This is a genomic window from Candidatus Binataceae bacterium (genome assembly GCA_036495685.1).
Taxonomy (GTDB): domain Bacteria; phylum Desulfobacterota; class Binatia; order Binatales; family Binataceae; genus JAFAHS01.
The window spans coordinates 1-24,645 of record DASXMJ010000029.1; the positions used below are offsets into that span (position 1 = coordinate 1).

Annotated in this window: 22 protein-coding genes and 1 pseudogene; 15 read left to right on the forward strand and 8 right to left on the reverse strand. The window is 61.7% G+C overall.

All coding sequences use genetic code 11. The features are described 5' to 3' along the window. On the reverse strand, window positions 1-517 hold a 517-nt coding region (locus VGI36_03165; GenBank protein HEY2484118.1), incomplete at its 3' end, for a hypothetical protein. Window positions 518-819: 302 nt separating this feature from the next. On the opposite strand from VGI36_03165, the gene VGI36_03170 reads away from it, so the two are divergent. Next, on the forward strand, window positions 820-1,782 hold the full coding sequence (locus VGI36_03170; protein HEY2484119.1) for an alpha/beta hydrolase: 963 nt from the start codon (window positions 820-822) through the stop codon (window positions 1,780-1,782). Window positions 1,783-1,845: 63 nt separating this feature from the next. Here the strand turns inward: VGI36_03170 and VGI36_03175 are convergent, their stop codons facing one another. The 3 genes from VGI36_03175 to VGI36_03185 all read right to left on the reverse strand — a co-directional run bounded on the left by VGI36_03175 (window position 1,846) and on the right by VGI36_03185 (window position 6,067). Continuing rightward, window positions 1,846-2,661, reverse strand: a complete 816-nt coding sequence (locus tag VGI36_03175; GenBank protein ID HEY2484120.1) for a phytanoyl-CoA dioxygenase family protein — start codon at window positions 2,659-2,661, stop codon at window positions 1,846-1,848. Between the two features lie 73 nt (window positions 2,662-2,734). Next, on the reverse strand, window positions 2,735-4,840 hold the full coding sequence (locus tag VGI36_03180) for a (Fe-S)-binding protein (GenBank protein ID HEY2484121.1): 2,106 nt from the start codon (window positions 4,838-4,840) through the stop codon (window positions 2,735-2,737). A gap of 180 nt (window positions 4,841-5,020) precedes the next feature. Beyond that, on the reverse strand, window positions 5,021-6,067 hold the full coding sequence (locus VGI36_03185) for a DUF933 domain-containing protein (protein ID HEY2484122.1): 1,047 nt from the start codon (window positions 6,065-6,067) through the stop codon (window positions 5,021-5,023). 120 nt (window positions 6,068-6,187) lie between these two features. Here VGI36_03185 and VGI36_03190 point away from each other — a divergent pair, with 120 nt between their 5' ends. From VGI36_03190 to VGI36_03245, 12 genes and pseudogenes are all read left to right on the forward strand, one after another. After that, window positions 6,188-6,412 carry a DNA-directed RNA polymerase subunit alpha C-terminal domain-containing protein gene (locus VGI36_03190; protein ID HEY2484123.1) on the forward strand — a complete coding sequence of 75 codons (225 nt, stop codon included), beginning with the start codon at window positions 6,188-6,190 and terminating at the stop codon, window positions 6,410-6,412. Window positions 6,413-6,610: 198 nt separating this feature from the next. Next, complete coding sequence (gene selB, locus VGI36_03195; GenBank protein ID HEY2484124.1) at window positions 6,611-8,542, forward strand: selenocysteine-specific translation elongation factor; 1,932 nt, start codon at window positions 6,611-6,613, stop codon at window positions 8,540-8,542. Between the two features lie 118 nt (window positions 8,543-8,660). Then, window positions 8,661-9,650: pseudogene (selD, locus tag VGI36_03200) on the forward strand (selenide, water dikinase SelD). Between the two features lie 179 nt (window positions 9,651-9,829). Further along, window positions 9,830-10,483 carry a nitroreductase family protein gene (locus VGI36_03205; protein ID HEY2484125.1) on the forward strand — a complete coding sequence of 218 codons (654 nt, stop codon included), beginning with the start codon at window positions 9,830-9,832 and terminating at the stop codon, window positions 10,481-10,483. A 328-nt stretch (window positions 10,484-10,811) separates the two neighbouring features. Beyond that, window positions 10,812-11,897 (forward strand): zinc-binding dehydrogenase, encoded by a 1,086-nt coding sequence (locus VGI36_03210; GenBank protein HEY2484126.1) that lies wholly within the window; start codon window positions 10,812-10,814, stop codon window positions 11,895-11,897. A gap of 251 nt (window positions 11,898-12,148) precedes the next feature. Beyond that, the gene (locus tag VGI36_03215) at window positions 12,149-12,706 is read left to right on the forward strand and encodes a sigma-70 family RNA polymerase sigma factor (GenBank protein HEY2484127.1); all 558 of its coding nucleotides are present in this window, start codon (window positions 12,149-12,151) and stop codon (window positions 12,704-12,706) included. Window positions 12,707-12,785: 79 nt separating this feature from the next. Then, the gene (locus tag VGI36_03220) at window positions 12,786-14,633 is read left to right on the forward strand and encodes a VOC family protein (protein ID HEY2484128.1); all 1,848 of its coding nucleotides are present in this window, start codon (window positions 12,786-12,788) and stop codon (window positions 14,631-14,633) included. Window positions 14,634-14,637: 4 nt separating this feature from the next. Then, window positions 14,638-15,183, forward strand: coding sequence for a VOC family protein (locus VGI36_03225; protein HEY2484129.1), 546 nt, complete (start codon window positions 14,638-14,640; stop codon window positions 15,181-15,183). 53 nt (window positions 15,184-15,236) lie between these two features. Continuing rightward, entirely contained in the window at window positions 15,237-15,707 is a 471-nt protein-coding gene (locus VGI36_03230) for a VOC family protein (protein HEY2484130.1), read from the forward strand. Window positions 15,708-15,731: 24 nt separating this feature from the next. After that, window positions 15,732-16,787, forward strand: coding sequence for a methyltransferase (locus VGI36_03235; GenBank protein HEY2484131.1), 1,056 nt, complete (start codon window positions 15,732-15,734; stop codon window positions 16,785-16,787). A 103-nt stretch (window positions 16,788-16,890) separates the two neighbouring features. Continuing rightward, window positions 16,891-18,456 (forward strand): alpha/beta fold hydrolase, encoded by a 1,566-nt coding sequence (locus tag VGI36_03240; protein HEY2484132.1) that lies wholly within the window; start codon window positions 16,891-16,893, stop codon window positions 18,454-18,456. A gap of 16 nt (window positions 18,457-18,472) precedes the next feature. Then, on the forward strand, window positions 18,473-18,952 hold the full coding sequence (locus tag VGI36_03245) for an MmcQ/YjbR family DNA-binding protein (protein HEY2484133.1): 480 nt from the start codon (window positions 18,473-18,475) through the stop codon (window positions 18,950-18,952). Window positions 18,953-18,961: 9 nt separating this feature from the next. On the opposite strand, the gene VGI36_03250 is transcribed toward VGI36_03245, so the two are convergent. The 4 genes from VGI36_03250 to VGI36_03265 form a co-directional block, all read right to left on the reverse strand. Beyond that, window positions 18,962-19,432, reverse strand: coding sequence for a hypothetical protein (locus VGI36_03250; protein ID HEY2484134.1), 471 nt, complete (start codon window positions 19,430-19,432; stop codon window positions 18,962-18,964). A gap of 80 nt (window positions 19,433-19,512) precedes the next feature. After that, window positions 19,513-20,676: a cobalamin-independent methionine synthase II family protein gene (locus VGI36_03255; protein HEY2484135.1), complete on the reverse strand. Its 1,164-nt coding sequence runs from the start codon at window positions 20,674-20,676 to the stop codon at window positions 19,513-19,515. Then, window positions 20,663-21,496, reverse strand: a complete 834-nt coding sequence (locus VGI36_03260; protein ID HEY2484136.1) for a hypothetical protein — start codon at window positions 21,494-21,496, stop codon at window positions 20,663-20,665. Before VGI36_03260 ends, VGI36_03255 begins: the two co-directional genes overlap by 14 nt. Beyond that, window positions 21,493-22,278 (reverse strand): DUF2092 domain-containing protein, encoded by a 786-nt coding sequence (locus VGI36_03265; protein HEY2484137.1) that lies wholly within the window; start codon window positions 22,276-22,278, stop codon window positions 21,493-21,495. The genes VGI36_03260 and VGI36_03265 overlap by 4 nt, the downstream gene beginning before the upstream one ends. Window positions 22,279-22,466: 188 nt before the next feature. Between VGI36_03265 and VGI36_03270 the strand changes: the two genes are divergently transcribed. Beyond that, complete coding sequence (locus VGI36_03270) at window positions 22,467-23,231, forward strand: glucose 1-dehydrogenase (protein ID HEY2484138.1); 765 nt, start codon at window positions 22,467-22,469, stop codon at window positions 23,229-23,231. A gap of 3 nt (window positions 23,232-23,234) precedes the next feature. Beyond that, window positions 23,235-24,638, forward strand: coding sequence for an amidase (locus VGI36_03275; GenBank protein ID HEY2484139.1), 1,404 nt, complete (start codon window positions 23,235-23,237; stop codon window positions 24,636-24,638). The last annotated feature ends 7 nt before the right edge of the window (window positions 24,639-24,645 follow it).

The following is a 24,645-nucleotide window of genomic DNA, read 5'->3' on the forward strand; positions in this document are numbered from 1 at the left end:
CCAGGTCCTCCTTGATGAGCGCGGCGAAATCGCAGATCGGTTTGATCGCCTCTTCGGGCTTACCCACGCGCTCGACAAACTTGAGCAGCTTCACGTTGTCCGCGATGTTTGGGTCGCCAAGATAGGCCGTGAACTTGCGCCCGTCTTCGGTGTTCTCGGCTCGCGGTTGGCCGCCCAGTTCGGCAAGCCGCTTCGCGAAGATGCGCGAATGATAGGCCTCGCGCTCGGCGATCATGCGGATGCCGGTCTTGATGCAATCGGTCGTGCAGACTTCCGCCCAAGCGGCGAACGCCTGTCCGCCGTTCGCCTCGCCCGCACGGACTTTGTCGATAAAGCTCACTATAGCATCGCGCTCGTTCTTATAGGTGCGGCCGAATGCCTTGAACCCGGCCCCGTTGCCGTTGGCCGGTTTGGCGCCATTCTCGAGCATCGCGATCTCGCTCTCGAAAGTCTGCTGGGTGATAACTCCGCTTCGGTATGCGCGCAGTAGCGCTTTGAATTCAAAATCACGGCTCATGGTGGGCACCTCCGCCCTTCTTCGATGTGTATTTAGGGTTAGCAGTCGAGAATAAGGCGGACCATCGAGGAATGTCAAACCGTGTATAGTCCACAAGGTCTATCTTAGCGAACGCCAACGCAACGACGCAGATCAAGAGGCTTTCATTCAGCTTTTATCCCGGGAAGCTCTCCGCGGAGCGCAACTGCATGCCCTGGTACTTTTGTCGAACCCAATCAGGACCGATTACGGAATCGACCACGCTGGTTTCACGGGTCCGATTTACGCATGATTTGGGTGGCCTGCAGGGAGGGAGGACTGAGATGCCCGAAATCACCCATCACTTCGTAAAGACCAACGGTATCAAAATGCACGTGACTGAGTCCGGCCAGGGTACCCCGGTCGTGATGTGCCACGGCTTCCCGGAAGTCTGGTACTCGTGGCGGCATCAGATTAAAGCGCTCGCCGAGGCCGGGTTCCGTGCGATCGCACCCGACCAGCGCGGCTACGGTGAGACCGATTGTCCGGGACCGATCGCCGCGTATAGCCAGAAGCTGATCATCGCCGACATCATCGGCATGCTCGATGCGCTTGGCCTCCGCACCTGCACCATCGTGGGTCACGATTGGGGCGGGATGACCGCGTGGAACGCGGCGCTAATGTACCCCGATCGCATCCAGCGCGTCATCGGCATCAACACGCCTTTCCTGCCGCGCGCCGCGCTGAAACCGACCGACCTGATGCGGCAGATGGCCGGGGGCAATTTTCACTACGTTCTTTATTTCCAGACTCCCGGGGTTGCAGAGGCCGAACTTGAGCGCGACGTGTCGCGCGCGCTGCGCGGCTTCTACCAGGACCCGCCCAAGCTTGACCCCGCCGCAATGCGTGCTGCGCCGCCCGGCGTGTTTGGCGCAGCCGGCGGCGGCCTCCTCGACCGCCTTCCCGATCGTCCGTACGGCAAATTTCTCACCGACGAGGATTTCGAGGTCTTCGTGCGCGCGTTCACCAGAACCGGCTTTCGCGGTGGTCTCAATTGGTACCGCAATATCGACCAGAACTGGGAAGACAGCGCGGGCCTGCCACAACGCATCAATCAGCCGGCGCTGATGATTACCGCCGAGCTCGATGTAGTCCTGCGTCCGGAGATGGCCGAAGGCATGAAAGAATGGGTCCCCAACCTGCGCAGAACGGTGCTGGTCAAGGGCGCGGGGCATTGGACCCAACAGGAGAAGCCGCTCGAAGTAAACGCTGCGCTGGTGGAGTTTCTCGCGGACTTGAAGAAATAATCGCGGCGAAGACCGCAGCCCCGTGGCGCCAGGTTTCCGGAAAACAGGCTGCAGATATTTGAATCAGAGCAGTGGGGGCGCAACGCGCGCGCCGCCCCGCACCACGAAGTATTGGCGGTCGGGCGCGTTGCACGGCGCGTTAGATTCCACGACGCGCGCCCCATCGGGCGCATATTGCAGGATGTACGCCTGGCGTACCTCCCGCGTGAGGTTGGGTCCGGTTCGATGCGGCATCAGCGAAGAAAACACCACCGCACCTCCGGCGTGCACCGGCGCCGGAATAGCCTCCGGCCCATCCTCGTCACGGCACACCCATCCGAGCTCGGTCAGGTGATGCCTTAGGGTTCCCCGCAGATGCCCGCCCGGTACTACCCACGGGCAGCCGTTCCGTTCCGTCGCATCGGTCAATGCGACCCAACAGGTCAGATACGCCTGCGGCTCGATATAGGTGTAGCCATTGTCCTGATGCCACGGGAACGGCTTCTCATACTCGGGCTTCTTGTAGACCGCTTGGTCCCAATAAAGGCGCACGTTGGAACCAATCAAGTCGCAGCAAAGGTCCGCGAAAACCGGCGCCGCCGAAAGCTCGCGCAGCACCTGCGAGCGCTTCACCAGATGGACCGTGAAGCTGATTCCTTCGGCCTCGGCGATAAACATCCGCCGGCCCGGGGTAGCCCGAAGCGACGCCTCCACTTTCGCTTCCCACGGCCGGATGGCGTCGACGGCGCGGGCGACCATCTCCGAATCGAGCGCGTCTTCCAACACGAAGAACCCGCGCCGGTTGAAGGAATCCGCCTGCGCCTGCGTGATGCGCCGAAACGGCCCTCGCACCCGCGTCCACTCAAACCCGCGATTATAAGGATGAAGTTCCAAACCCATCGGAATGCATTCGCAGCTTTTTGCAGAACCCGGCAGCCTCATCTGCACCAGCTTTGGATTTCTGTCCGTTCCCTTACTTCTTTTGCGCCCCGGTTGCTTCGGCCATGAGCTCGGCGAGGTCGCGAACCCGCACCGATTCTTCCAGCGAACGCGACTTCACCGCGTCCTCGATCATGGTCATGCAGAACGGGCATCCTACCGCGACGCACTCCGGTTTCGCCTCGCTCAGCTGATCGAAACGCTTCTGATTGATGCGGGTCCCTTCGTGTTCTTCCTTCCAGAAGCACCCGCCGCCCGCACCGCAGCAGAAGGTGCGATTCTTCGACTGATCGACGTCTACGACTTCCGCACCGGGAATCGCACGCAGTGCCTCTCGCGCGCCATCCCATTGGCGATTGTGTCGCGCCATGTAGCAGGGATCGTGATAGGTTACGCGCGCGCGCAACACTTCCTTGGGTTTCAGGCGCCCCGCTCGCACCAGCTCGGCGAAAAATTCCGCCTCGTGCATGACGTTATAATCACCGCCGAAATCCGGATATTCGTTCTTGAGATTGTGAAAGCAGTGGGGGCACTGCGTGACGATGCGCCGCGGCTTGTAACGATTTAACGTCTCAACATTCTGCTGCACCACCGTGGCATAGAGGTACTCGTTGCCGAGCCGCCGCGCCGGGTCTCCCGTACACATCTCCTCTTTGCCGAGAATTCCGAAGCGCACTCCCGCCTGCTTCATCAGCGAAGCAAACGCCCGCGACACCTTTTGATTACGCTCGTCGTACGATCCCGCGCATCCGACCCAGTACAGCACGTCCAGGTCCGCGGGGTTTTCGACCTCTGCCAGCTCCGGAATCTCAAGCCCTTGCGCCCAGTCGGCCCGCTTTTCGGCCGCCAGACCCCAGGGATTACCCTGGTTTTCGATTCCCTTGAACGCGCTGGTCGCTTCGGTCGGGAACTTGCTCTCCATCAGGACCTGGTAGCGACGCATATCGACGATGCGCTGGATATGCTCGATGCCGACCGGGCATCCTTCTTCGCACCATCCACACGAGGTGCAGCCCCATACCGCGGCTTCCGTCGCGACCTGGGTGATCATGTCGGGGCCGTTCCACGCCTGCGCCTCGACGCCAGTGCCGTTGGCCGTCGCCGCCCGTGCGGCGAGCAGGATGGGCGCCTTTTGCAACAGGTGTTCGCGTTGCTCGATAACCAGAAATTTCGGGTTGAGTACCTTGCCGGTGTTCACCGTCGGGCAATTGATCGTGCAGCGCCCACATTCGAGGCACGCCGACATGTCCAGCAACTGCTTCCAGGTGTACTGCTCCACCTGCGAAACGCCGAAGGTCTCGGCACTTTCGAAATCTTTGATGGGCGCCAGGCGGCCGCGCGGACCGAGGTTGCGAAAGAACAGATTAAGCGGCCCTAAAACCAGGTGCCGCAACTTGGTGAAGGCGAAACACGCCAGCAGCACGTAGACCAACAACACATGCACCATCCAGAGCCATCGATGGTACGTGGGGCCCGCGCCCAGACCCCCCTCGATTCTGCCGATGATGCGACCCACGTAAGCCCATTCGGTGAACTCAGGATGGGCCGCGTTGATGCGTGCGCCTTCCAGCATTAGGCCCGAAATCGCGACCAGGACCATCATCGTCATGGGGAACCAGTAGCCAAGCCGATTCTCCAAGTTGTTGTTGACCTTCTCGGGCGGCGTGGGACTAAGGATGCTGGGCTTACGAACCCGGCGCCGCGCACCCTCTGCCAGCACGCCCAGGATTAGCATCAGGAAGAAGGTGTCCATCGCGGCTTTGAACACCAGATAAAAGTCGCCGTAGTAGAAGTAGAGATTCAGACCGAACAGCGCGAGAAATTCACGCAGGTCGCTGTTGATCAGAACGATGGTGGTGCCGATGAATAATCCAACGAAGCCGACGTAGAATGCATAGTGCATCCACCCCCACGACTCGCGCACCACGTAGCCCTGACCAAACGCGTCGCGCAGGGCAAGAAAGACCCGCTGTGGAAGCTGGTCGAGGCGGTTCTCGGCGGTCCCCAGCCGGATCATCCTGAACCACTTGACCCCCGCCCATGCGTAGCAGGCGAACAGTACAACCAGCAGCGCGTACATCAGGACGATGAAAGGTACCGGGATGTTCCAGAGGATCTGTCGGGTGACGTGCTCGTTCATGTGGTGTCGGCCCGCAGGTCGCGGCGAATCGCCGTGCGCCTCGCCCGCGGTGCACAACAGAGGTTAAATCAGACCCGCGTGAGTGTTTTCAATAATAGACGGGTGAACCGTCTGCCCCCTTTGGGCCTGCTCCCGCTCGCGTCGCGAAGCGGGTAGGGTCAGGAGTGGGATCGCTCAAGGCTAGACTTTGAAGCGAATGTGAATAATATCGCCATCGCGCATCACGTAGTCTTTGCCCTCCAGCCGCAGTTTTCCCGCCTCCTTGACCTTGGCATCCGACTTGAGCACTGCGAAGTCTTCATAGCTGACCACTTCGGCGCGGATGAATCCGCGTGCGATGTCAGTATGAATTTCCGAGGCGGCTGCCAGCGCGGTTTCTCCGCGCCGCAGCGACCAACCATGTGCCTCTGGCTCGCCCGCGGTGTAGAAGGTTATCAACCCCAGATGCTCATACAGCGCCGTGATCAGACGATCGCGGGCCGGCGCCTCCAGGCCTGCTTCACGCAACATCTCGCTTTGTCCCGCCGCGTCGAGCTCCCATAGCTCCGACTCAAATGCGGCGGCCAGGCAGAACACTTCGAGGCCGCGCGCGTGGATGGCGTCGAGTTCGGCCTTCGTGAGTGCGGAGGCCGCAGCCTCCATCTCGCAGTTTACGACGGCGAGCGCCGGCTTGCGGGACAGAAAGCCGAAGCTCGCAAAGGTCTGCAACTCCTGCGACGAAAGCTCCATCAGCCGCAGGGGCTTTCCCTCTTCCAGCCACTTGATGACCTTCTCCAGCGCGGCTTTTTCAAAATCGCTCGCACTGCGATCCTTCTTGATCCGCTCCATCCGGCGCTCGGCCTGATCGAAATCGGCGAAGACCAGCTCACTCTCGATACTCTCGACCGTCGGCATGAGGTCCCGATTCAGCCCGCCAAATTGCGCGACCACGATGAGTAGCGCGTCGAGGTCGCGAATCAGCGGAATCAGGCTGACGTCGAGCGCGGCGCCCTCCTTCTGCTCTTTCGGATTGGGTGCAAAGTCGAGCACGGTAAGCTCGACCGGAACCTTCTTTTTGGACCCGTAGGTCGTTTCCAGAAAATCCAGCCGTGGATCGGCTACCTTGATCTGTCCCGGCCGCGCGCGAGCTTTGCCTTCCGCCGTTCCCGGAATCGGCGTCAATCCCGTCAGCGCGTGAAAGACCGTCGATTTGCCTGCCCCGCGCGCACCGATAATCCCGGTCTTCAAGCCTAAACCACCTCGAAACACGGAAGTCTACACGGTTCGAAGATCACAGGCGAAGCGTCCGAGCGCGGGGCGTTGGCCCTCTTTGCCAGAGATAACTGGTTCAGGGATAAGATCGCGCCCATGCCGATGAACGAGATCTTTCTTCGCCCAGTCGAGGGATTGTCGCTTTCGGTGCGTACGTCTCACGGATTGCGAAGCGCCGATATCAAATATGTTGGCGAGCTGGTGCAGTGCACTGAACAGGAACTGCTGGAGATCAGGAACTTTGGCCACAAGTCGCTCAATGAGATCAAAGCGATCCTCGCTGACTTGGGATTGTCTCTTGGGATGCGGCTCGACAATTAACGCCGCGCTTCGACCTTCAAATCGAACCAATGCCGAGCGCGGAGCACCAAGGTCTCGATGGACTCACGGCGGCAGAGGCTTACCCTGCGGGAACCGGTTCGCGAGCCTTCCTTTAGGGCGAGGAGGCAGTCGCGCGTTGCACGCCCAACGAGCACGACCATTTCTCCAATTTCGCTCGGCCGCGATAAGCTTCACTTGATGCCATCTGCTGTGGCCCACGCGATCATTGGCACTGCCGGTCACATCGACCACGGCAAGACCGCGCTCATTCGCGCGCTCACCGGTCAGGAGACCGATCGTCTCAAGGAAGAGCAAGAGCGCGGAATTTCAATCGATCTCGGGTTCGCCTTTTTCACACTGCCCGACGGTACCCGCGCGGGAGTTATCGACGTTCCCGGGCACGAGCGGTTCATTCGCAATATGCTCGCCGGTGCCCATGGAATCGATCTGGTCCTGTTTACTGTGGCTGCCGACGATGGCGTCATGCCGCAGAGCGAGGAGCATCTCGACATCCTCCACCTGCTCGGCGTGAGCCGCGGCATCTTCGTGGTCACCAAGGCCGACCTGGTAAATGCGGATCGACTCAAGGAAGTACGCGACGAAATCGAGCTGCTGGCGGACGGTACCCAGCTGGCTGCCGCACCGACCATCGCGGTCTCGTCGCTTACCGGCGCAGGACTCGAGGAACTTCGCAGCGAGATGGCACGTCAGCTGGTTGGCTTCGATGCGCGCCGCGCAACCGGGGTCTTTCGCTTGCCGTTAGACCGCGCCTTTGCGATCAAGGGCCACGGCACCATTGTAACCGGCACCGCGATGGGCGCGGAGGTCCGCGTCGGGCAGAAGTTGCGCGTCCTGCCGGGCGGCGAAGAGGTCCGCGTGCGTGGGGTCCAGGTCCATTCAGAGTCGGTACCGAGCGCCGGACGTTGCCAGCGGGTGGCGCTGAACCTTGCCGGGCCGGAGCGGATGGAACTCCGGCGCGGGCATGTGCTGGCGGATGAGCGGTTGGACTTCACCACCTCGCGCTTCGACGCGTGGCTGGAAATTCGTCCCGCCGCCAAGCGCCCGCTCAAGAACCATTCGCGCCTGCGCCTGTTTGTCGGGACCAGCGAGATTCTGGGTCGCGTGATTCTGCTTGAGGAGCGCGACGAGTTGCCGCCCAAGGAACGCGGGCTGGTGCAAATCGTTACCGAACAACCGGCGGTGCTTTTATTCGGCGATCGGTTTGTCATTCGCGATGAAACCAATGTCCGCACCCTGGGCGGAGGAGTCGTCCTGAACCCGATCGCGCGCCGCTCGCGCAAACCGCTGGCCGAGTATCGCGACCGCCTGACCACCATCCGCGGATCGCAGGGCGCAGAGGCGGTGGAGGCATTGCTCAACCTCCAGGAAAGTCTCGCCCTGCCCACCGGCCGCCTCGCCTGCCTGATGAATCGTCCGCTCGCGGAGATCGAAGGTGTGGTATCCGATGCCCGGTTTATCAAGCTCTCGATGGGTGATGAGGAAGGTTTCACCACCCGCTCCAAGTGGGAGGAGATTAAAAAATTTACCCTCGCCACCCTGGATGCACATCACCAGGGGGCGCCGCTCTCTGCGGGACTCGAAATGGAATCGCTGCGGACTCGATTGCCCTATGAAGTAAGCGCGCGAGCGTTTCGCGCGATCATCGACCGTATCGGGCGCGAGGCCGAAATCGTTCGCGAAGAGAGCCTGCTGCGTCTGAAAAGTCACAAGGTCAAACTGGGCGGCGACGCTGGGGAGCTCGGCGCGCGGGTGGAAGAGGCGCTGAGTCGCGCGGAGTTTCAACCGCCCGACTTGAAGCAACTAGCCGAGCAGCTCGGGCTGACGCCCCGGGCTGCGGCGCAACTCCGCACCGTGCTTGCCGCGATGGAACGCGAGGGGCGGGTCGTCAAGATTGCTACGGAGCTTTACTTCGGCCGGACCGCCCTGGATGCGGCCCGCCGGCGACTGGTCGAGTATTTGGGCACGCATACCGAAATCACTGCGGCGACTTACCGCGATCTACTAGGCGCATCGCGCAAATTTGCGATCGCGCTGCTGGACCATTTTGATCACAGTGGGGTGACGACCCGCGTCGGGGACCAGCGGCGGCTGCGCGCTCGCATGGGCTGACTTGGGGTTCTCGATGGGCGAAAATAGCAGGGTAATGGCCAGGGACAAGGACAACAATCCGTCGCGCACCGAGTTGGTGCGCTTGACGGCACGCTGCAAAGCCGCAGGTTGAGCCGGCAAGCTCGGTCCGGCGGACCTTGCAGATGTACTGGCGCGGCTTGACCTGCCGAGCCATCCTGATTTGCTCGTCGGCATCTCTACCGGCGACGACGCCGGAGTGTTTCGTTTGCGCGACGACCTGGCCATAGTCAGTACGGTCGATTTCTTCACGCCGGTCGTCGACGACCCGTACACTTACGGGCAGATTTCTGCGGCCAACGCGCTCTCCGATGTCTACGCGATGGGCGGTCGACCGGTGAGTGCTTTGAACATCGTCTGCTGGCCACAAACGGGACTGCCGCGCGAGATGCTGGCCGAGGTTTTGCGCGGCGGTTCCGAGAAGGCACGGGAAGCGGGCGTGGTTGTGGTGGGCGGGCACAGCGTCGCCGACGAGGAGGTCAAATTCGGGATGGCGGTGACGGGCGTGATCGATCCGCGCCGGATAGTGCGCAACGTCGGCGCCCGAGTGGGCGACGCGCTGCTCCTGACCAAGGCTCTGGGCACCGGGGTTCTGATGACCGCGTTCAAACGCGATGCGCTCAACCCTGAGCATTACACCAGCGCCGTCAATTCGATGGTGCAGCTGAATGCAGGTGCCGCGACGATCATGCTGAACCACGAGGTGCACGCGGCCACCGACGTGACCGGCTTTGGCCTGCTGGGTCACGCCTTCAAGATGGCCGACGGCAGCAATATCACCCTGGTATTCGAGGAATCGGACCTGCCTCTTCTGCAGGGTGCGCTGGAACAGGTGCGCGCCGGAATGATTCCCGGCGGCGGCACCCGCAATCGCGAGTACTACGCGCCGCACGTGAAAGTCTCCGATGAAGTGTCGGAGGAGATGGTCGCGCTGGCTTTCGACCCGCAAACCTCGGGCGGACTCTTGATTTCGGTACCCGAGTCACAATCCGTCGCGATGCTCGCGGAACTGCATAGGGCAGAATGCACCGACGCTGCCATCGTCGGCCGCGTCGAACCGCGCGGCGATCTCCCGCTGGAGCTGGGCTAGACGGATTGCGACTTGCTCTGGCGGGAAGAATTGCAGATCTACCACGGCAAAAGATGCGGAGTGACCGAGTCTTTCCGCCCTCGCCGATATAGAGGGAATCGCGTGAAGGCGAAGCTTTGAACCGGAGCGCCGCGACCGAGTGCCCCATGCTGCGGCCGGCAGCCTCTAATAGGACAGGAATGGACTTCTTCGAAGTTGCGACCACCATGCCGACGGTCCGGCGATTTTCGGATCGTTCACTCGATCCAACAACCATCGAACGAATTCTCGAAACTGCCAACATGGCGCCCTCGGGCTCCAACGCCCAGCCGTGGGAATTCGTAATCGTGCGCGATCCTGGCGCCCGCCGTGAGATTCAGAAGCTCTACGAGCTCGCCTGGGTGCCCTACAAAGACAGCGCGATCATCCGCGGGCGCGCCACGCTTTCGGTCCGCGCGCAGAAGGCGTTGCGCGTGGGGGATGAATTTTCCGCATCGCTGGCGATTGTGCCGGTTCATGTGGTGGTCTTCCTGGATCGCCCGAAGATGCGGGTGGTGCGCGGCAGTCCCGAAGACCTGACCAACTTCGGTGCCACCTATGGTTCGGTGTTCCCTGCGATCGAGCTGATGATGCTCGCGGCGCGTGCGCTTGGCGTGGGCACCGCGATGACCACGATGCTCTCGCCGCACGAAGCCGAAACCAGAGCGCTGCTCGGGGTGCCGGACCTCTACCAGCTCATCGCGCTTATCCCGATGGGCTATCCGGCCGAGGGCTTCAAGCGCCCATTCCGCAAGCCGGTCTGGTCTAGAGTCCACGACGGCCACTGGTCACGTGGGTGGCAGCGGCGACCGTAAAGCTGCGAGGTACCTTTTTACCGCGGTAAACCGAGTTCCCGCGCCCGCCCGAGGTCACGGGAACGTGGCGCGCCAACTCGCTTTCGGAAATCCGCTCAACCCGCGGCCGTGCCGAAAAGATGCTCGCGAGCTGGAGCCGGGCCCACTCCCTTGGGCATACGCTCGTTCAGAAATGCCCGGCGAAGACTAAATCCAGGGATTTTGGTGAGCCGGTTTTGCCAAGCCACCGAACGCTGCGAAGAAGTGCATTACCTCCCCGACGCCTCCCTTGGACAAGGGGAGGGAAGCGGATGCTACAGTAGCTCGGATTCGAGTGGAGGGTTGAACCATGCGTGCTGCCATAATGCGAAACAAACGGCTCGTCGTTGACGATATTCCCGTCCCTACCCCCGGCCCGGGCGAGGTGCTGGCAAAAACCCTGGCCTGCGGAATTTGCGGCTCCGACCTGCACACGCTCAAACACGCCGAAAAGCTGGTCGAAGGTGCGCGGCGCTCCGGCGGTGCGTTCGTGATGGATTTGCAGCGCGACATCGTGATGGGCCACGAGTTCTGCGTCGAGATCGTCGACTTTGGACCCAACACTCAAAAACATTTCAAAGCCGGACAGCGCGCATGCGCGATGCCGGTGCTGATTCGCCCGACCGGTGTCGAGACGGTCGGTTACTCCAATGAAAATCCCGGCGGCTACGGCGAGTTGATGCGACTAACTGAAGGCCTGCTCCTGGAAGTCCCCAACGGCCTCTCCACCGAGCGGGCCGCGCTCACCGAGCCGATGGCGGTTGGCTATCACGCGGTCGAAAAAGCACGCCTTCAAAAGGGTGACGTGCCGCTGGTGATCGGATGCGGTCCCGTCGGCCTCTCGGTGATCTCGGCACTCAAGCTCAAGGGCCAGCATCCCATAATCGCGGCAGATTTCTCACCGCGCCGTCGCGAGCTCGCGCAAGGGATGGGTGCCGACGTGGTGACCGATCCCAAACAGCGATCTCCGTTCGAGAGTTGGAAGGAGATGGCCGTATACAGCGATCCGAAGAGCGCGCCGCCGCTGCCACCCTGGATGCCGGGGCCTGCGCGACGGCCACAAGTGGTTTTCGAGTGCGTGGGGGTTCCAGGGGTAATTCACTCGATCATGGCCTCGACCGCGCCGGCCGCGCGCGTGGTCGTGGTTGGGGTGTGCATGGAACAGGACTCCTTCGAGCCAATGTTCGGTATCAACAAAGAGCTGAATATCCAATTCGTGCTCGGTTACTCAGCCGCGGAATTCGCCGACACGCTACGCAACCTGGCGGAAGGCAAGGTCAACGGTGACCCGCTCATCACGGGCAAAGTCGGCGTGGAAGGAGTAGCGCAAGCGTTCGAAGACCTGGGTTCCCCGGAGCACCATGCGAAAATTCTGGTAGAACCCTGGCGTAGCTAGAATTTAGCTATCGTAGCCTTTGGTTTCCCACCGGCAGGGGCCAGTGGCAATGCTTGGCTCATGTCGCCTCCCACCCGCTCTCTGAGCGTGGCGAGACCAGCTGCTCGGCAGGGGTGCGCAGTTTCTTTTCTGGGCTTCTTCTGACAAACCACCCCAAGGCCACTTTACGAAATTTCCGAGAAATTCCGGAGTTTGGGAGGTTGCTCGCGCCGTAACCTTTTCCCCGCCCGATGGTTTATATCGGTGAGACGATGGTGCGCAGGGCATCGGCATTAAAGGTCAGTCCGGAAGCGGCTGACGAACGCCGCCAAATCGAGGCGGCACAGCGCGACTCGCGCCGCTTCGCCGACCTTTACGAAAGCAACTTCGAGCGCATCTATGCCTTCATCGTCCGCCGCGTCGGGGACCGCCACGAAGCCGAAGATTTGACCTCCGAGGTATTCCATTTGGCCCTCAAGAATATCGGCCGTTTCGAATGGCGCGGGGTTCCGTTCGCGGCATGGCTCTACAAAATCGCAAGCAACGAGATCGTGGATCGATCGCAAAAAACCGTGCGGCAACCTCGGCTCGATCCCACCGATGATCCCCCGGAGCCCTGTTGGGAAGAAATTGAAAACCGCGCGCGCCTGTTCCGGATGGTTGACCAGCTGCCCTCGGATCAGCGCCGCGTAATCACTCTGCGTTTCGCCGAGGAAAGGAGCATCCGCGAAATTGCCCAGCAACTTAAGCGCACCGAAGGCGCCGTGAAGCAGCTTCAATTTCGCGGGTTGCAGAATCTGCGCCTGCGGATGGGTGACCAGAATGGCTAAGCGAAGGCAAAGAGCCGATCGCAGCCAAACGGCCAGGCGAAGCCCGACCGAGCAGCTCGATCAGGCAGTGGAGGCGACCATGGCAGACGCCAGGCCCCCACGCGTGAATTCGGGCATCGCCGCGCTGCTCGAAATCGCGGGCGAGCTGCGCGGGCTGCCGCGCCAGGAGTTCAAGATGCAGTTAAACGCCAGCCTGAAAAAGAGCGCACTGGCGACACCCTCCGAGGCCTCCCTAACGACGCGCCGCCGCCACGGCATCGCGACCCCCTACTTGATGATTCGCGATGCGTCGCGTGCGATCGATTTCTACAAGCGTGCGTTCGGCGCCACCGAGATGTCGCGGATGGCGGATCCGAGCGGGCACATCGCGCATGCCGAGATCAAAATCGGCGACGCTCCCATCATGATCGCAGAGGAGGAGCCGAGCTATTTCAACCTGAGTCCCGATTCGCTCGGCGGTTCTTCCGCATTTGTGCACCTGTATGTCGACGATATCGATGCTTTCGCGCGGCGCGCCGAGCGGGGCGGCGCCAAGGTGCTGGAAGCGCCGCAGGATTACCCGTATGGCGACCGGCGCGGCAAGTTCGTCGATCCTTTCGGCCACGTGTGGATGGTGGCGACGCACCGCCACGATGTCACCCTCGAACAGATGAAGGCGGATTGGGATCGCTCGGTTGCGGTCGAAAAAGCCAAGTCCATTCCAAAGCCCGAGGGCCATCACAGCATCACGCCATACCTGCAGGTGAATGGCGCTGCACAGCTGATCGACTTCCTCAAGCGCGCGTTTGGCGCCGAGGAAGTCATGCGGGTCAATCAGCCGGACGGAACCATCGGCCATGCGCAGATGAGAGTGTCGGGCTCGGTCGTGGAGCTGGCCGACGCGAATCAGCGATTCAAACCGAATCCGACTGCTATCTGGCTGTTCGTCGATGATGTGGATGCCACCTACCAACGTGCCCTCGATGCCGACGCCGAGTCGATTCATGGTCCGGTGGACCAGGACTACGGGAATCGCGAGGCGAGCGTAAAAGACCCCTTCGGCAACCATTGGTATCTCGCAAAGCGCCTTGAGACGGCCGAACCGTGGTCGCCGGAACTGCGTTCGGTGACTCCATATCTCCATCCGAAGGGCGCAGCCAAGCTCATCGACTTCCTGAAGGACGCCTTCGGTGCCGAAGAGGCTGAGTTCCATGCCGATGAGCAAGGCGTGGTACAACATGCACAGCTCAGGATCGGCGACTCGATAGTCGCGATGGGCGAGGCGCACGGAGAGTATCCGCCGATGCCGCCGGCGCTGCACCTTTATGTTGCCGATGCCGATGCGACCTATCAGAGAGCACTGCGTGCCGGTGCGGAATCGCTGTACGCCCCGCGCGATGAATCCTACGGCGATCGGGCCAGCGGCGTGACCGATCCCTTCGGCAACGTCTGGTACATCGCAACCCACCAACATCCCGAGAAACGCGCGGCACTGAGCGCGCAGACTGCGCCGCAAGCCGCGCCTACGTTAACGCCCGCGATCATGCCGTTCATGTACTTCGAAGATGCCGGAGCGGCCGCCGACTTTTACAAGAAAGTGTTCGAAGCGACCGAGCTCCACCGCGAGTTCGAGCACGGCAAGGCAAGCCATGTCCAGATTGCGATTGGTACCACGCGCGTGATGCTGAGCGATGCAACCACGGAGCATGTCGCGGAGTACGTCGCCAAAGGCTATACGAGGACTCCACACCAGCTCGGCGGTACGCCTCTGCATCTTTACGTATATGTTCCCGATGCAGATGCCGCTTTCCAGCGCGCGCTCGACTCGGGCTCCGAGATGGTCGATCCGATGGAAGATAAGGAATGGGGCGACCGCTGCGGCGGCGTGAAAGATCCGTTCGGCCACATCTGGTACATCGCCACGCCGCTCAAAGACGTGCGGCGCTAGAGCGATGAAGAAGACGAAGCGCAAACGGCCAGCAGGTTCTAAAGGACACAAGGCGCTGCGGGCGCAACCGGCGGCGAGAGCGTCTCGACTTGCGGTACCCGCCGGCCCGCGCGCGACTCCGTACCTGATTATCAAGGACGCGGGCCGCGCGGTCGACTTTTACCGCAACGCGTTCGACGCAATCGAAGTGGTTCGCCTGGAAGGCGCGGACGGCAGAATCGCGCACTGTGAAATCAAAATCGGTGACGCATCGATACTGCTCGCAGATGAATGGGAAGGCGTCGGCGCGACCAGCCCCTCAGCACTGGGCGGCTCGCCGGTGATCATTCATCTGGAAGTCGACGACGTCGATACGATCGCGAAGCGGGCGATCGACGCCGGCGCGAAAGTAATCTTTCCGGTCCAGGATCAGTTCTACGGCGAACGGGCAGGCCGATTGCAGGATCCGTTCGGCCATCTGTGGTTGCTTTCGACGAAGATCGAGTCGCTTCCCGCCCCGGAAATGCACAAGCGGGAGCGCTCCTGGTTCAAGGAGAATTCCGACAAGTAACGCGAGGGTTGCCTGCGCGCTGCGCACGCTCCATCGCAAAGGAGTGAATCATCATGGCAGCAAAACCAATTCCCGAGGGAGTCAGCGTTGTGACGCCGTACCTGTGCGTCGCGAACGCGACCAAGGCGCTCGAGTTCTACCAGCACGTGTTCGGCGCCAAGGAGACGATGCGCTTCGCCGAACCCGGGAGCGGCCGCATCGGACACGCGGAACTCAAGCTCGGAAGCGGCACCATCATGCTCTCCGACGAGTATCCGGAAATGGGCTACCTCGGCCCCAAGGCTGCGGAACGCCCGCCCGTCTCGATTCATCTCTATGTCGAAGACGTCGATGCGGTTTACCGACGCGCCCTGGCCGCGGGCGCGACTTCGCAGCGCGCGCCCGAAGATCAGTTCTACGGGGATCGCAATGCGCAAATCCGCGATCCGTTCGGCCATTCGTGGTTCCTTGCGACTCGCATCGAGGAAGTGTCAGCCGACGAAATGCAAAAGCGGTTCGATAATATCGCCAAACAACCGAGCTAGCCGCGCGGTCCAGAGGAAGCAGTCATGTCGATATCGTCAGCAACCAGGGCGGCGGAATTGATACCACCGCCAATGCAACTCTACCAGATGGCCACCGGTCACTACCTCTCGCGAGCGCTTGGCCTTGCCACCAAGCTCCGTATTCCAGACTGCCTGAGAAGCGGCGCCCGCCATTACAGGGAGGTGGCCGCGGAGCTCGGCGCGCATCCACCTTCCCTTAATCGAATGATGCGTCTACTCGCCAGCGCCGGTATTTTCGACGAGCAAGCGGGTGGGATGTTTGCCCTCACTCCGCTCGGGGACTTGCTGCGCAGCGACGCGCCGGGTTCGATGCGCGCAGCGGTCCTGCTATTTGCCGGCGAAGCCATCCAGGCTTCCTGGGGCGAGCTGGAATATTGCGTGAAAACCGGTCAGCCGGCCTTTCGCAAGCTTTCACCCGGTGCCAACAACGCCTTCGATGGGCTCAGAGATCCGCAGGCTCAAGCAAACTTCGATGAGGCGATGGCAGCGTTCAGCGCGCAAACGGCGCTGGCGTTGATTGCGGCATATGATTTTTCAAAGTTCGGGAAACTTGCCGATATCGGCGGCGGCAACGGCGCGTTGCTGATCGGTGTCCTTAAAGGCAACCCCGCGCTCCAGGGAATCGTATTCGACCAGCCGCCCAGCGCCGAGCGCGCTGGGAAACGGATCGCCGAGGCCGGCCTCGAGGCCCGCTGCAAAGCGGTTGGCGGTGATTTCTTCAGAGAAGTGCCGCGGGGCGCGGGCGCGTACCTGCTGAAACACATAATCCATGATTGGAACGACGACGATGCGATCGCGATCCTGAAAACCTGCCACTGCGCGATGGATGGCACCGACGCAAAACTGCTGCTGGTAGAGGGCGTCTACCCCGAGCGAATCGACCAATCGCTCGAAAGCCGCGGCGCGGCTTTCAACGACGTCAACATGCTGGTAAGCACCGGCGGCAGGCAAAGGTCCGAAGCGGAGTTCCGTGCCCTCTACCAAAGTGCAGGATTTCGCCTGACCAACATCGTTCCGACCGTAGCCCGGGTCTGCGTCATCGAGGGCGAGCGGGCCTGAGCGTGGCGAGCCAAACCGGGAGGGTCGTTCTTTTCAAGTGAACAGGAGGTCTCGCCAACAGCGGGAGTGGATGGTTGCACGCGCATTTTTTGGGAGTGACTAGATGAGGCCGCTCTACACCTTTGCACTGGTGGTCGCGATTCTGTTCCTGTTGGCCCTCGCGCGGCTGGCACGACTTGATGCGGGCGGCCCGGCGCATGAATTCGTGAACCTGCCAGGGCAGGAACCGGCAACCCTGTATCTACCGGGTGAAGGAAATCCATTCTTTCGCGTCTTTCCACCGGCCAGTCGCCCGCCCGCGATCGTCATGGTGCACGGGTTTATGGCCGACCGCCAGTTCATGAGCACCCTCGCTCGGCGTATTGCACAAAACGGCTACGCTGTGCTGGCCATCGATGTCAGCGGTCACGGTGCGAATCGCAATCCGTTTCCCGGCGGCCTGGCAAATGCTGACGCGCTGCGGACGGATGTAAAGAAGGCGGTCGACTTCCTGCGCAGTTATCAATTCGTCGACGGCTCACGAATCGTGGTGATGGGGCATTCGATGGGCGCCGGCGCAGTGCTCGATTACGCTACCGTCGACCCTGCGCTGAAGGGCGCGATCATGATTTCCGGGGGATTCGGCTTGACCGGCCCTGAGCGCCCCAAGAACGCACTATTTATTTTCGCGCAGAACGATCCGTCCTTCATACAGTCCGTTTCGACCGAGATAGCCTCTCATCTGGCCGGAGTGCCGCACATCGAACTCGGAAAGACCTACGGCGAGTTTGCGCAGGGCAACGCCATCGAGGCGCTCCAGATTCCCGGCGTGAATCACGTGACGATTGCTTATTCCCCTGAGGCTGCGGCGACCATGGTGAAATGGCTCGACGGCGCCTTTGGAACCACGCGCACGGGCGGGATCAACCTGAGAGAGCGGCGCCGCAGAGCGGCGATTCTCACCCTGCTGCTGTTCGTGGTGCTGCTGATTCCACTCGGCCGGATCGGCGGAGAAATAGCGGGTAACTGGTCCGAGGAGCTCGGCGGCTTGGGCGGATGGCCCGGACTTGCCATTTTGGTGCTGGCGCTGCTGGCCGCCATGCCGGTGGTGGCGATGATCGTTCCCACCGCGTTCTTTCCGCTGGTGGTCGGCGACCTTCAGGTGGCCTGGTTTTGGGTGGCCGGCTTGATCCTCGCCGTCGTCCTGATCCTGGCACAGGTGCTTCAATGGCGCCGGTTGCGCGACGGGTTGGGCGCGACCGTCTTCGCCGCGCTGCTGGTGATGACGATCATCTACCTGTGCCAGGTCGCGGACCAGGTTACGCTCCATACTCTGGCGCTGACTCCCGAGCGGCTTATCTTCACCGTGGTGGGAACCTTGCTCCTGCTCCCGTTCTGGCTGAGCTTTGAATTCATGCTACGTCGCGGGGACCTGGTCGTTTCCACGATTCGTGCGACGGTGGGTCGCGCGCTGATAATCGCGATGCTGGTGGTAGGCATCTTCTTGCAAGTGCTGCCGGGGGTCCTGATGCTCATCCTGCCGAACCTCGTCCTCATCTATGTAACGGTCGAAATCCTCGCGGCCTCAGCCTACAGCTCGTCACGCAACCTGGTGCTAATCGCGCTGGTGGAATCGATGTGGTTCGCGTGGACCATCGCGGCCACCGCCCCAATCACATTCATGCTGTAACCAGGGAGATTCATCCATGGCACATCCGCGCATGTACGAGGATTCCAATCCCGCGATAAAAAAACTGCGCGCCGTCTGCCTTGCTCTCGGCGATGTGGTCGAAAAGGAAGCGTGGGGCGAATGCACATTTCGCGTCGTCAACGGCTCGATGTTCGCGATGACCGACAACAACCATCACCAAAGCGGTCACGTGGCCGTGTGGGTCAAGGCGCCCGCCATGGTGCAGGAGATTCTGATCAGCTCCGATTCCAAGCGATTCTTCAAGCCGCCCTACATGGGTCACAAAGGGTGGGTCGGCGTGCGGATCGATAGCAAGCCCGACTGGGAGCAGCTCACCGCGATTCTCAAGGATGGGTACGAGATTTCGCTTCCGGTGAGAAAAGCTGCGCGCACCGCGTCCCGCTCCAAGCGCGTCGTATCGCCGGTGAGCAAGGCGCGTCAAAGCATGAAGCCGCCCTCTGCAAGGGCAAGTGATAAGCTGCCGTCTGATCGCTGAATGGGCTGGCTAGTGTGTGGAATCGAGCAGTTTCTGCAGATTGCTCGTGTCCCCACGGTTGCCCGCGGTTTCGCCGGCTCGGTCGTAAATCAGATTGCCTTTCGAATCCAGCACCGCGACCGTGGGAATCGCACCCCGATAGTATCGGGACACCAATTCCTGCTGTTCGGGAGACACGCGGTTGAGATCGACCACGACAAAATCAATCTGGTTGCGATATTGCGGATAGAGTTTAACCAACCGCTCCGCCTCGCGCGCGGTGTTCCAGCAGTGAGATGTTCCAAAGAAAATAACCGTGGCCTTCCCCGCCACCGGGCCCGCGGCCAGGCCTGATCCGGCAATCGGAAACTTCCCGCTTGAGTCGTCATTAAAAGAGAGGCCTGGCGCAAGCTGAAGGTTCGCCGCCGCTCGCGCGCCGTTGAGGGAAGGAAGAAGCAGCGCGCCGAAAAGGGCAAGACCGGTCACTAGTATTGCTCGCATCTTCAGAATCAACCGACAATTCGCCACAAAGGTTCCCACGAACGGTGTTCTTGCAGGCTACCGGCGGGGTCGAAGGGGTCTCACCCGCCAAAGAGGACTTTGCTTGCGAGGTCCGCGCCCGCGCGCATGGCTTTTAACTTCTCCCACACCACCTCTTCCGCAACCTCGCCGAGACCGGTCGTGGTCTCAAACCCGCAATCCGTCCCCGCGATCACCCGCTGCGGATCGCCGACCGCATAGGCCGCCCGCTGGAGCCGCTCAGCAATCACTTCAGGATGCTCCACATAGTTCGTCTTGGTGTCGATGACCCCGGTGATGAGCAGCATGTGATCGGGCAGCGGATTGGCACGGAAGCATCGATATTCGTGTTGATGGCGCGGATTGGCGGCCTCCAGCACCAGCGCGCCCGCCTTCGCCTCATACAGATGCGGCAGTATCTCCTCAAGCGGCACATCCAGATGATGCGGCGCTTCGTAATTTCCCCAGCACACATGCAGCCGCACGCGATCTGCCGCAAGTCCTTCGATGCCCTGATTGATCGCCGCGATCGTCATATCGACGAAGTCGATAAATTCTGTCAGCGGACGATCGGCATATGAAGTGTGCCTTTCCATTGCAAGGTCGGGGGCATCGATCTGCAGCACGAAACCGTTATCGAGGATGTGCCGGTACTCGACGCGCAGCGCATCGGCGAGCGCGAACACGTATTTCTCGAGGCTGTCGTAGTGTCGATTTTGCATCGCGACAGCGATGATCCCCGGCGATGGCGCAGTCATGAACGGCTCTGCGAACGACCGTCCCTGCTCTGCCAGCACGCGTTTGAAGTCAGCGCATTCCCGCTTAAGCGGCTCGCGATCCTCGTAGTGAACCTCGCCCACCGCCATTGGCGCGTGCATCAGATCGACCATCTGCCGATCGCCGATCCGCATTTTCTCCAGGTACGAGGGGTACTGCACGAGGTCGCGCATGAACGGCCGCTCGCTGCGCCCGCCAAACCCGCTCATCCGGTCGTGGACGTAAGTGAAGAAGCTCTCGCGCGGCTGTTCGCCGTTGTTGCCGATATCGATGCCGGCTGCGAGCTGCTTGGCCACGACGCGGCGGGTCGATTGCTCGACCTCACGCTCCAGTTCCGCGACATCGATCTTCTCGCCGCGGCTTCTGCGCACGAATAAATCCTTGAGGCTGGCGGCGCGTGGCAGACTGCCGGCGTGCGTAGTCAGGATGCGCCTTTCACTTCGCAGCATACCTCACCGTTCTCCGTCTAGTACTGCGGGGAAGGCGGAGCGTATTGCACCTGGCTGCCGTTGTATAGGGCTGATAACCCTGGGGCGGCGGCTGCTGATAGCCATATTGCGGCGGCCGATATTCGGCTTGCTGAGGATAGCCGCCGTAGCCGTAGCTGGGTGGTGCGTAGCCACCGCCGTAGTTGGGAGGTGGATAGGAACCGTATCCGGGGGGCGGAGCCGACGCGTAGGGATTCTGCTGAGGTCGATTCATCATTGAGCCTAGCGCCATCCCACCGGTCATGCCCAACGCCGCCGCGCCCAGCGCTACACCGGTATTCGAGCTGCTGCTGTTGTTGTTGCCACCGCCCCAATCACCCGCGTTGTTGTTGACCGTGTTCATGGTTGAGTTGTGCATCTGCTTTTCAGTCTGTTCCTGGTTCTCTTGTAGGGTGTTGGCCTCGTTGTAGCGCGACTGCTGCTCGGCCGTCTGGTTCTGGTGGTACGTGTTGTAGTCGTTGCTGGCATTCTGATTGCTGGGAGCTCGAACTCGATGACGATTCGCTGCTGGGGGGATGCCAGTTGTCTCCGCTGGAGGAGTGCTGCGCATAATCTCCGCTCGAAGAGTGTTGCCCGTAGTCGCCGCTGGACGAGTGCTGTCCATAGTCTCCGCCGGACCTGCCTCCGCCAAAACTGCCGCGATCGAAACCATCACCGCCGCCCCGACCGCCGAAGCCGCGGGCGTGCACCATAGGAGCGTAGGCGAGGCCGACCGAGGCATCACCAGAAGTGCTTTCGCTATCAAACCTACCGAACTGCGTTGGGTGGCGGTGCGATTCATGGCTTTGCCTCCTCGGCCTTCGTGAATGCTATTTGCTTGGCATCTTTGGGAAGCTGCGGCTGGAAGCGGCTTGATGCGATGTCTTTCGGGAATTTCCAGCCCGACAAAATCGCGATGTATTCGGGCGAACCCGGTTCGCTGCGATGGTTGATCACGATCTTACGCGGAAGCGGCTTCCCCGTGTGATCGATCCATATCTGGAAGTCGTCCTTGCTGGATGAAAGCGCAAGATGATCGCACGGCACGCCCTCGACCGGATGGACTCCCAGATAGCCGCTGTAGACGGCAATTTTCTTCGGCCGCGCGCATGGGTTTGAATACACCAGGTCCGAAAGCGGCATCGTCAACCCCTGCTTGTCCGCAACCTGGTCGAGCATCGCGTCGATCGTCGACGGCACCGCAATAGTCGCATACATGCCGTACCTCGGGTCGAACAGCGTAAGGCTGCCGTTACCGTACCAAAGATCCTTTCCGCCCAAATCGCTTCGGTACACGATAGCCAATTCACCCGGCCGTTGAACCGCGTAGTCCATCGCTCCCCCGTACTGAACCTTTACTGCACCGGGAAGGACCTGGTCGAACATGACGTCGGCGTGAAAACTGAACGCGTCCGCCGCGCCCAGTGTCTGGCAAGCCTTGGCCAGAATTTTGTCCGCCGCCTGATCGAGCGCCGGTGGGGGAGCGGAAGCACTCGATTGAGCGAGCGCGACGGCGCTCCAACCTACGCCCACAATGATGGGCACTACCCATGCGACTTTAAGCAACGCCTGCCGAAGGTTCATGGTCTGAACTCCTGGCCGGATTCTACTAAAGTGCCGGGCCAGGAGAACTTGGCCTTTGGTCCTATGTTCCCCATTCCCTCCCAGTTGAAGGGGAAAGATTAAGGACCGCGACCGATCGAGAAAATCTGATGGTTTGGTAGATTTCTCTCAATGGTGGCAAACTTGCGCCACAATCCGGAGGCATCACGATGGCGGGTCTTCTCGACGGCAAGGTTGCGATTATCACCGGTGCGGCATCGGGAATCGGTCGCGCCACATCCCTCGTATTCGCACGCGAAGGCGCCCGGGTGATTGCCGCTGACGTATCTGAAGAAGCCGGCTCGCAAACCGTGCGCCTCATTCGCGAGCAAGGCGGCACTGCGGAGTTCGCCGCTTGCGATGTCGCCCGGGCCGCGGACGCCGATGCGCTGGTCGCGGCCGCGGTGAAATTTTACGGACGTCTCGATTGCGCCTTCAACAACGCCGGCATCGCCGGCAGCCAGTGCCGCACCGCCGATTACCCCGAAGACGAATGGGACCGCATCATGGCGGTCAATCTGAAAGGCGTATGGCTCTGCATGCGCGCGGAAATCCGCCAGTTCATGGCGCAACGTTCGCCCGGCGCGATCGTGAACACGGCCTCCGCCGCCGGCCTGGTCGCATCGCATTCCATGCCGGCATATACCGCGGCCAAACATGGCGTGGTCGGCCTGACCAAGTGCGCCGCCATCGAATACGCGCGCGCCGGCATCCGCGTCAACGATGTATGTCCGGGCGTGGTTGATACGCCGCTGGTCGAAGGGATGGTTGCCGGCAAGCCGAAACTCGCCGCGCGGCTCGACGAGGTGGAACCCATCGGGCGCAAGGCTCGTCCCGCCGAGATTGCCGAGGCGGTCGCGTGGCTCTGCTCCGACGGCGCGTCGTTCGTAACCGGCACTTCGATGTCGGTGGATGGCGGCCTCACGGCGGCCTAGCCGATGGCCGCTTTCGATCCATTCATCGAGGCGTGGGAACTGCGCGAGATGGTGCGCGACGGCGATCTACGCCCTCGTGAAGTCGCCGAGTTTTTCCTCGGCCGCATCGTGCGCTACAACCCGACCCTGGGCGCGTACATGACCGTTTCCGCAGAGCGCGCGCTGGCCGATGCGCAGCGCATCGAAGCTGACCGCGCGAGCGCGGCCTCGATGCCTATGTATGGCATCGCCTACTCGCTCAAGGATCTCACACCGACCAAGGACATCATCACCACCAGCGGCTCGCGTAACTACGCGACCGCACAACCGACGGACGATGCCGCAATCGCGGTCAAGCTGCGCGAAGCCGGCGGCATCCTGCTGGGCAAGACCAGCACGCCTGAATTCGGCGGGCGGCCGACCACCGAGGGCGGGCTGTGTCCCACCGCACACAATCCATGGAATCTCGACCATAATGCCGGCGGCTCCAGTGGCGGCGCTGCCGCACAGGTGGCCGCGGGGCTGGGACCGCTCGCGGAAGGCAGCGACGGGGGAGGATCGATTCGCGGGCCCTCCTCCAATTGCGGCGTGGTAGGCCTCAAACCTTCGCGCGGCCGCCTCACCTATGCGCCGTTTCGCGGAGAAGCGTGGGGCGGATTCGCCACCCGTGGACCGATCGCCCGAACCGTGCGCGATGCTGCGCTCATGCTCGATGTGCTGGCGGGCCCGGTGGTCGGCGATCCGTACTGGGCGCCGCCTCCCGAGCGCCCATTTGTCGAGGCGGTGCGATTCGTGCCCCGCAAACTCAGGTTGGCCGTAATCCCCGAAACCACGCTCGGTCCGGTCGACGCCGACGTCGCCCACGCGTTCGACTCCGCGTGCACGGCGCTGCGCGAGATGGGACACGGCGTGGAAATCATCGATCTGGATCCCGGTGCGATGCTGCTCGATTGCGCGCGCTCGCTCATCTGCGTGGGAATCGCGGCCATTCCCATCACCAACATGGAGTGGGTCGATCCGGTGGTTCGCGAGATGTTCCGCGAGGGCCACAAACTGACGGCCGCCGAATACGTCAACCTGGTCGCGGTGATGCACAACACCGCGCGAACCATCGTGGAGCGGCTCGACCCCTACGATGCGCTGCTGACCCCAACCATGACCAAGCCGGCGATGCGCAACGGCACCTTTCCGTCGCGACCGGATCGCTACCTGGAGGAGCTCTGGACCTGGATCGCATTCGAATACCCGTTCAACGCGACCGGCCAACCCGCAATCACGGTGCCGGCAGGAGTCTCGAGCGCCGGTCTTCCGATAGGACTACAGATCGTCGGCCGGCCGCATGGCGAGTTCGAGCTTGTTTCGCTTGCGGCCGCCTACGAAACGGCACGTCCCTGGAAACACCGACGCCCGCCGCTCTTCGGTCAGTAGAATTAAA

What these genes read in the sequence shown, in the direction of transcription:
- VGI36_03170 (HEY2484119.1), top strand. Translation starts at nt 820, where the DNA reads ATGCCCGAAATCACCCATCACTTCGTAAAGACCAACGGTATCAAAATG.
- VGI36_03175 (HEY2484120.1), bottom strand. Translation starts at nt 2,661, where the DNA reads ATGGGTTTGGAACTTCATCCTTATAATCGCGGGTTTGAGTGGACGCGG.
- VGI36_03180 (HEY2484121.1), bottom strand. Translation starts at nt 4,840, where the DNA reads ATGAACGAGCACGTCACCCGACAGATCCTCTGGAACATCCCGGTACCT.
- VGI36_03190 (HEY2484123.1), top strand. Translation starts at nt 6,188, where the DNA reads ATGCCGATGAACGAGATCTTTCTTCGCCCAGTCGAGGGATTGTCGCTT.
- selB (HEY2484124.1), top strand. Translation starts at nt 6,611, where the DNA reads ATGCCATCTGCTGTGGCCCACGCGATCATTGGCACTGCCGGTCACATC.
- VGI36_03205 (HEY2484125.1), top strand. Translation starts at nt 9,830, where the DNA reads ATGGACTTCTTCGAAGTTGCGACCACCATGCCGACGGTCCGGCGATTT.
- VGI36_03210 (HEY2484126.1), top strand. Translation starts at nt 10,812, where the DNA reads ATGCGTGCTGCCATAATGCGAAACAAACGGCTCGTCGTTGACGATATT.
- VGI36_03215 (HEY2484127.1), top strand. Translation starts at nt 12,149, where the DNA reads ATGGTGCGCAGGGCATCGGCATTAAAGGTCAGTCCGGAAGCGGCTGAC.
- VGI36_03220 (HEY2484128.1), top strand. Translation starts at nt 12,786, where the DNA reads ATGGCAGACGCCAGGCCCCCACGCGTGAATTCGGGCATCGCCGCGCTG.
- VGI36_03225 (HEY2484129.1), top strand. Translation starts at nt 14,638, where the DNA reads ATGAAGAAGACGAAGCGCAAACGGCCAGCAGGTTCTAAAGGACACAAG.
- VGI36_03230 (HEY2484130.1), top strand. Translation starts at nt 15,237, where the DNA reads ATGGCAGCAAAACCAATTCCCGAGGGAGTCAGCGTTGTGACGCCGTAC.
- VGI36_03235 (HEY2484131.1), top strand. Translation starts at nt 15,732, where the DNA reads ATGTCGATATCGTCAGCAACCAGGGCGGCGGAATTGATACCACCGCCA.
- VGI36_03240 (HEY2484132.1), top strand. Translation starts at nt 16,891, where the DNA reads ATGAGGCCGCTCTACACCTTTGCACTGGTGGTCGCGATTCTGTTCCTG.
- VGI36_03245 (HEY2484133.1), top strand. Translation starts at nt 18,473, where the DNA reads ATGGCACATCCGCGCATGTACGAGGATTCCAATCCCGCGATAAAAAAA.
- VGI36_03250 (HEY2484134.1), bottom strand. Translation starts at nt 19,432, where the DNA reads ATGCGAGCAATACTAGTGACCGGTCTTGCCCTTTTCGGCGCGCTGCTT.
- VGI36_03255 (HEY2484135.1), bottom strand. Translation starts at nt 20,676, where the DNA reads ATGCTGCGAAGTGAAAGGCGCATCCTGACTACGCACGCCGGCAGTCTG.
- VGI36_03260 (HEY2484136.1), bottom strand. Translation starts at nt 21,496, where the DNA reads ATGAATCGCACCGCCACCCAACGCAGTTCGGTAGGTTTGATAGCGAAA.
- VGI36_03265 (HEY2484137.1), bottom strand. Translation starts at nt 22,278, where the DNA reads ATGAACCTTCGGCAGGCGTTGCTTAAAGTCGCATGGGTAGTGCCCATC.
- VGI36_03270 (HEY2484138.1), top strand. Translation starts at nt 22,467, where the DNA reads ATGGCGGGTCTTCTCGACGGCAAGGTTGCGATTATCACCGGTGCGGCA.
- VGI36_03275 (HEY2484139.1), top strand. Translation starts at nt 23,235, where the DNA reads ATGGCCGCTTTCGATCCATTCATCGAGGCGTGGGAACTGCGCGAGATG.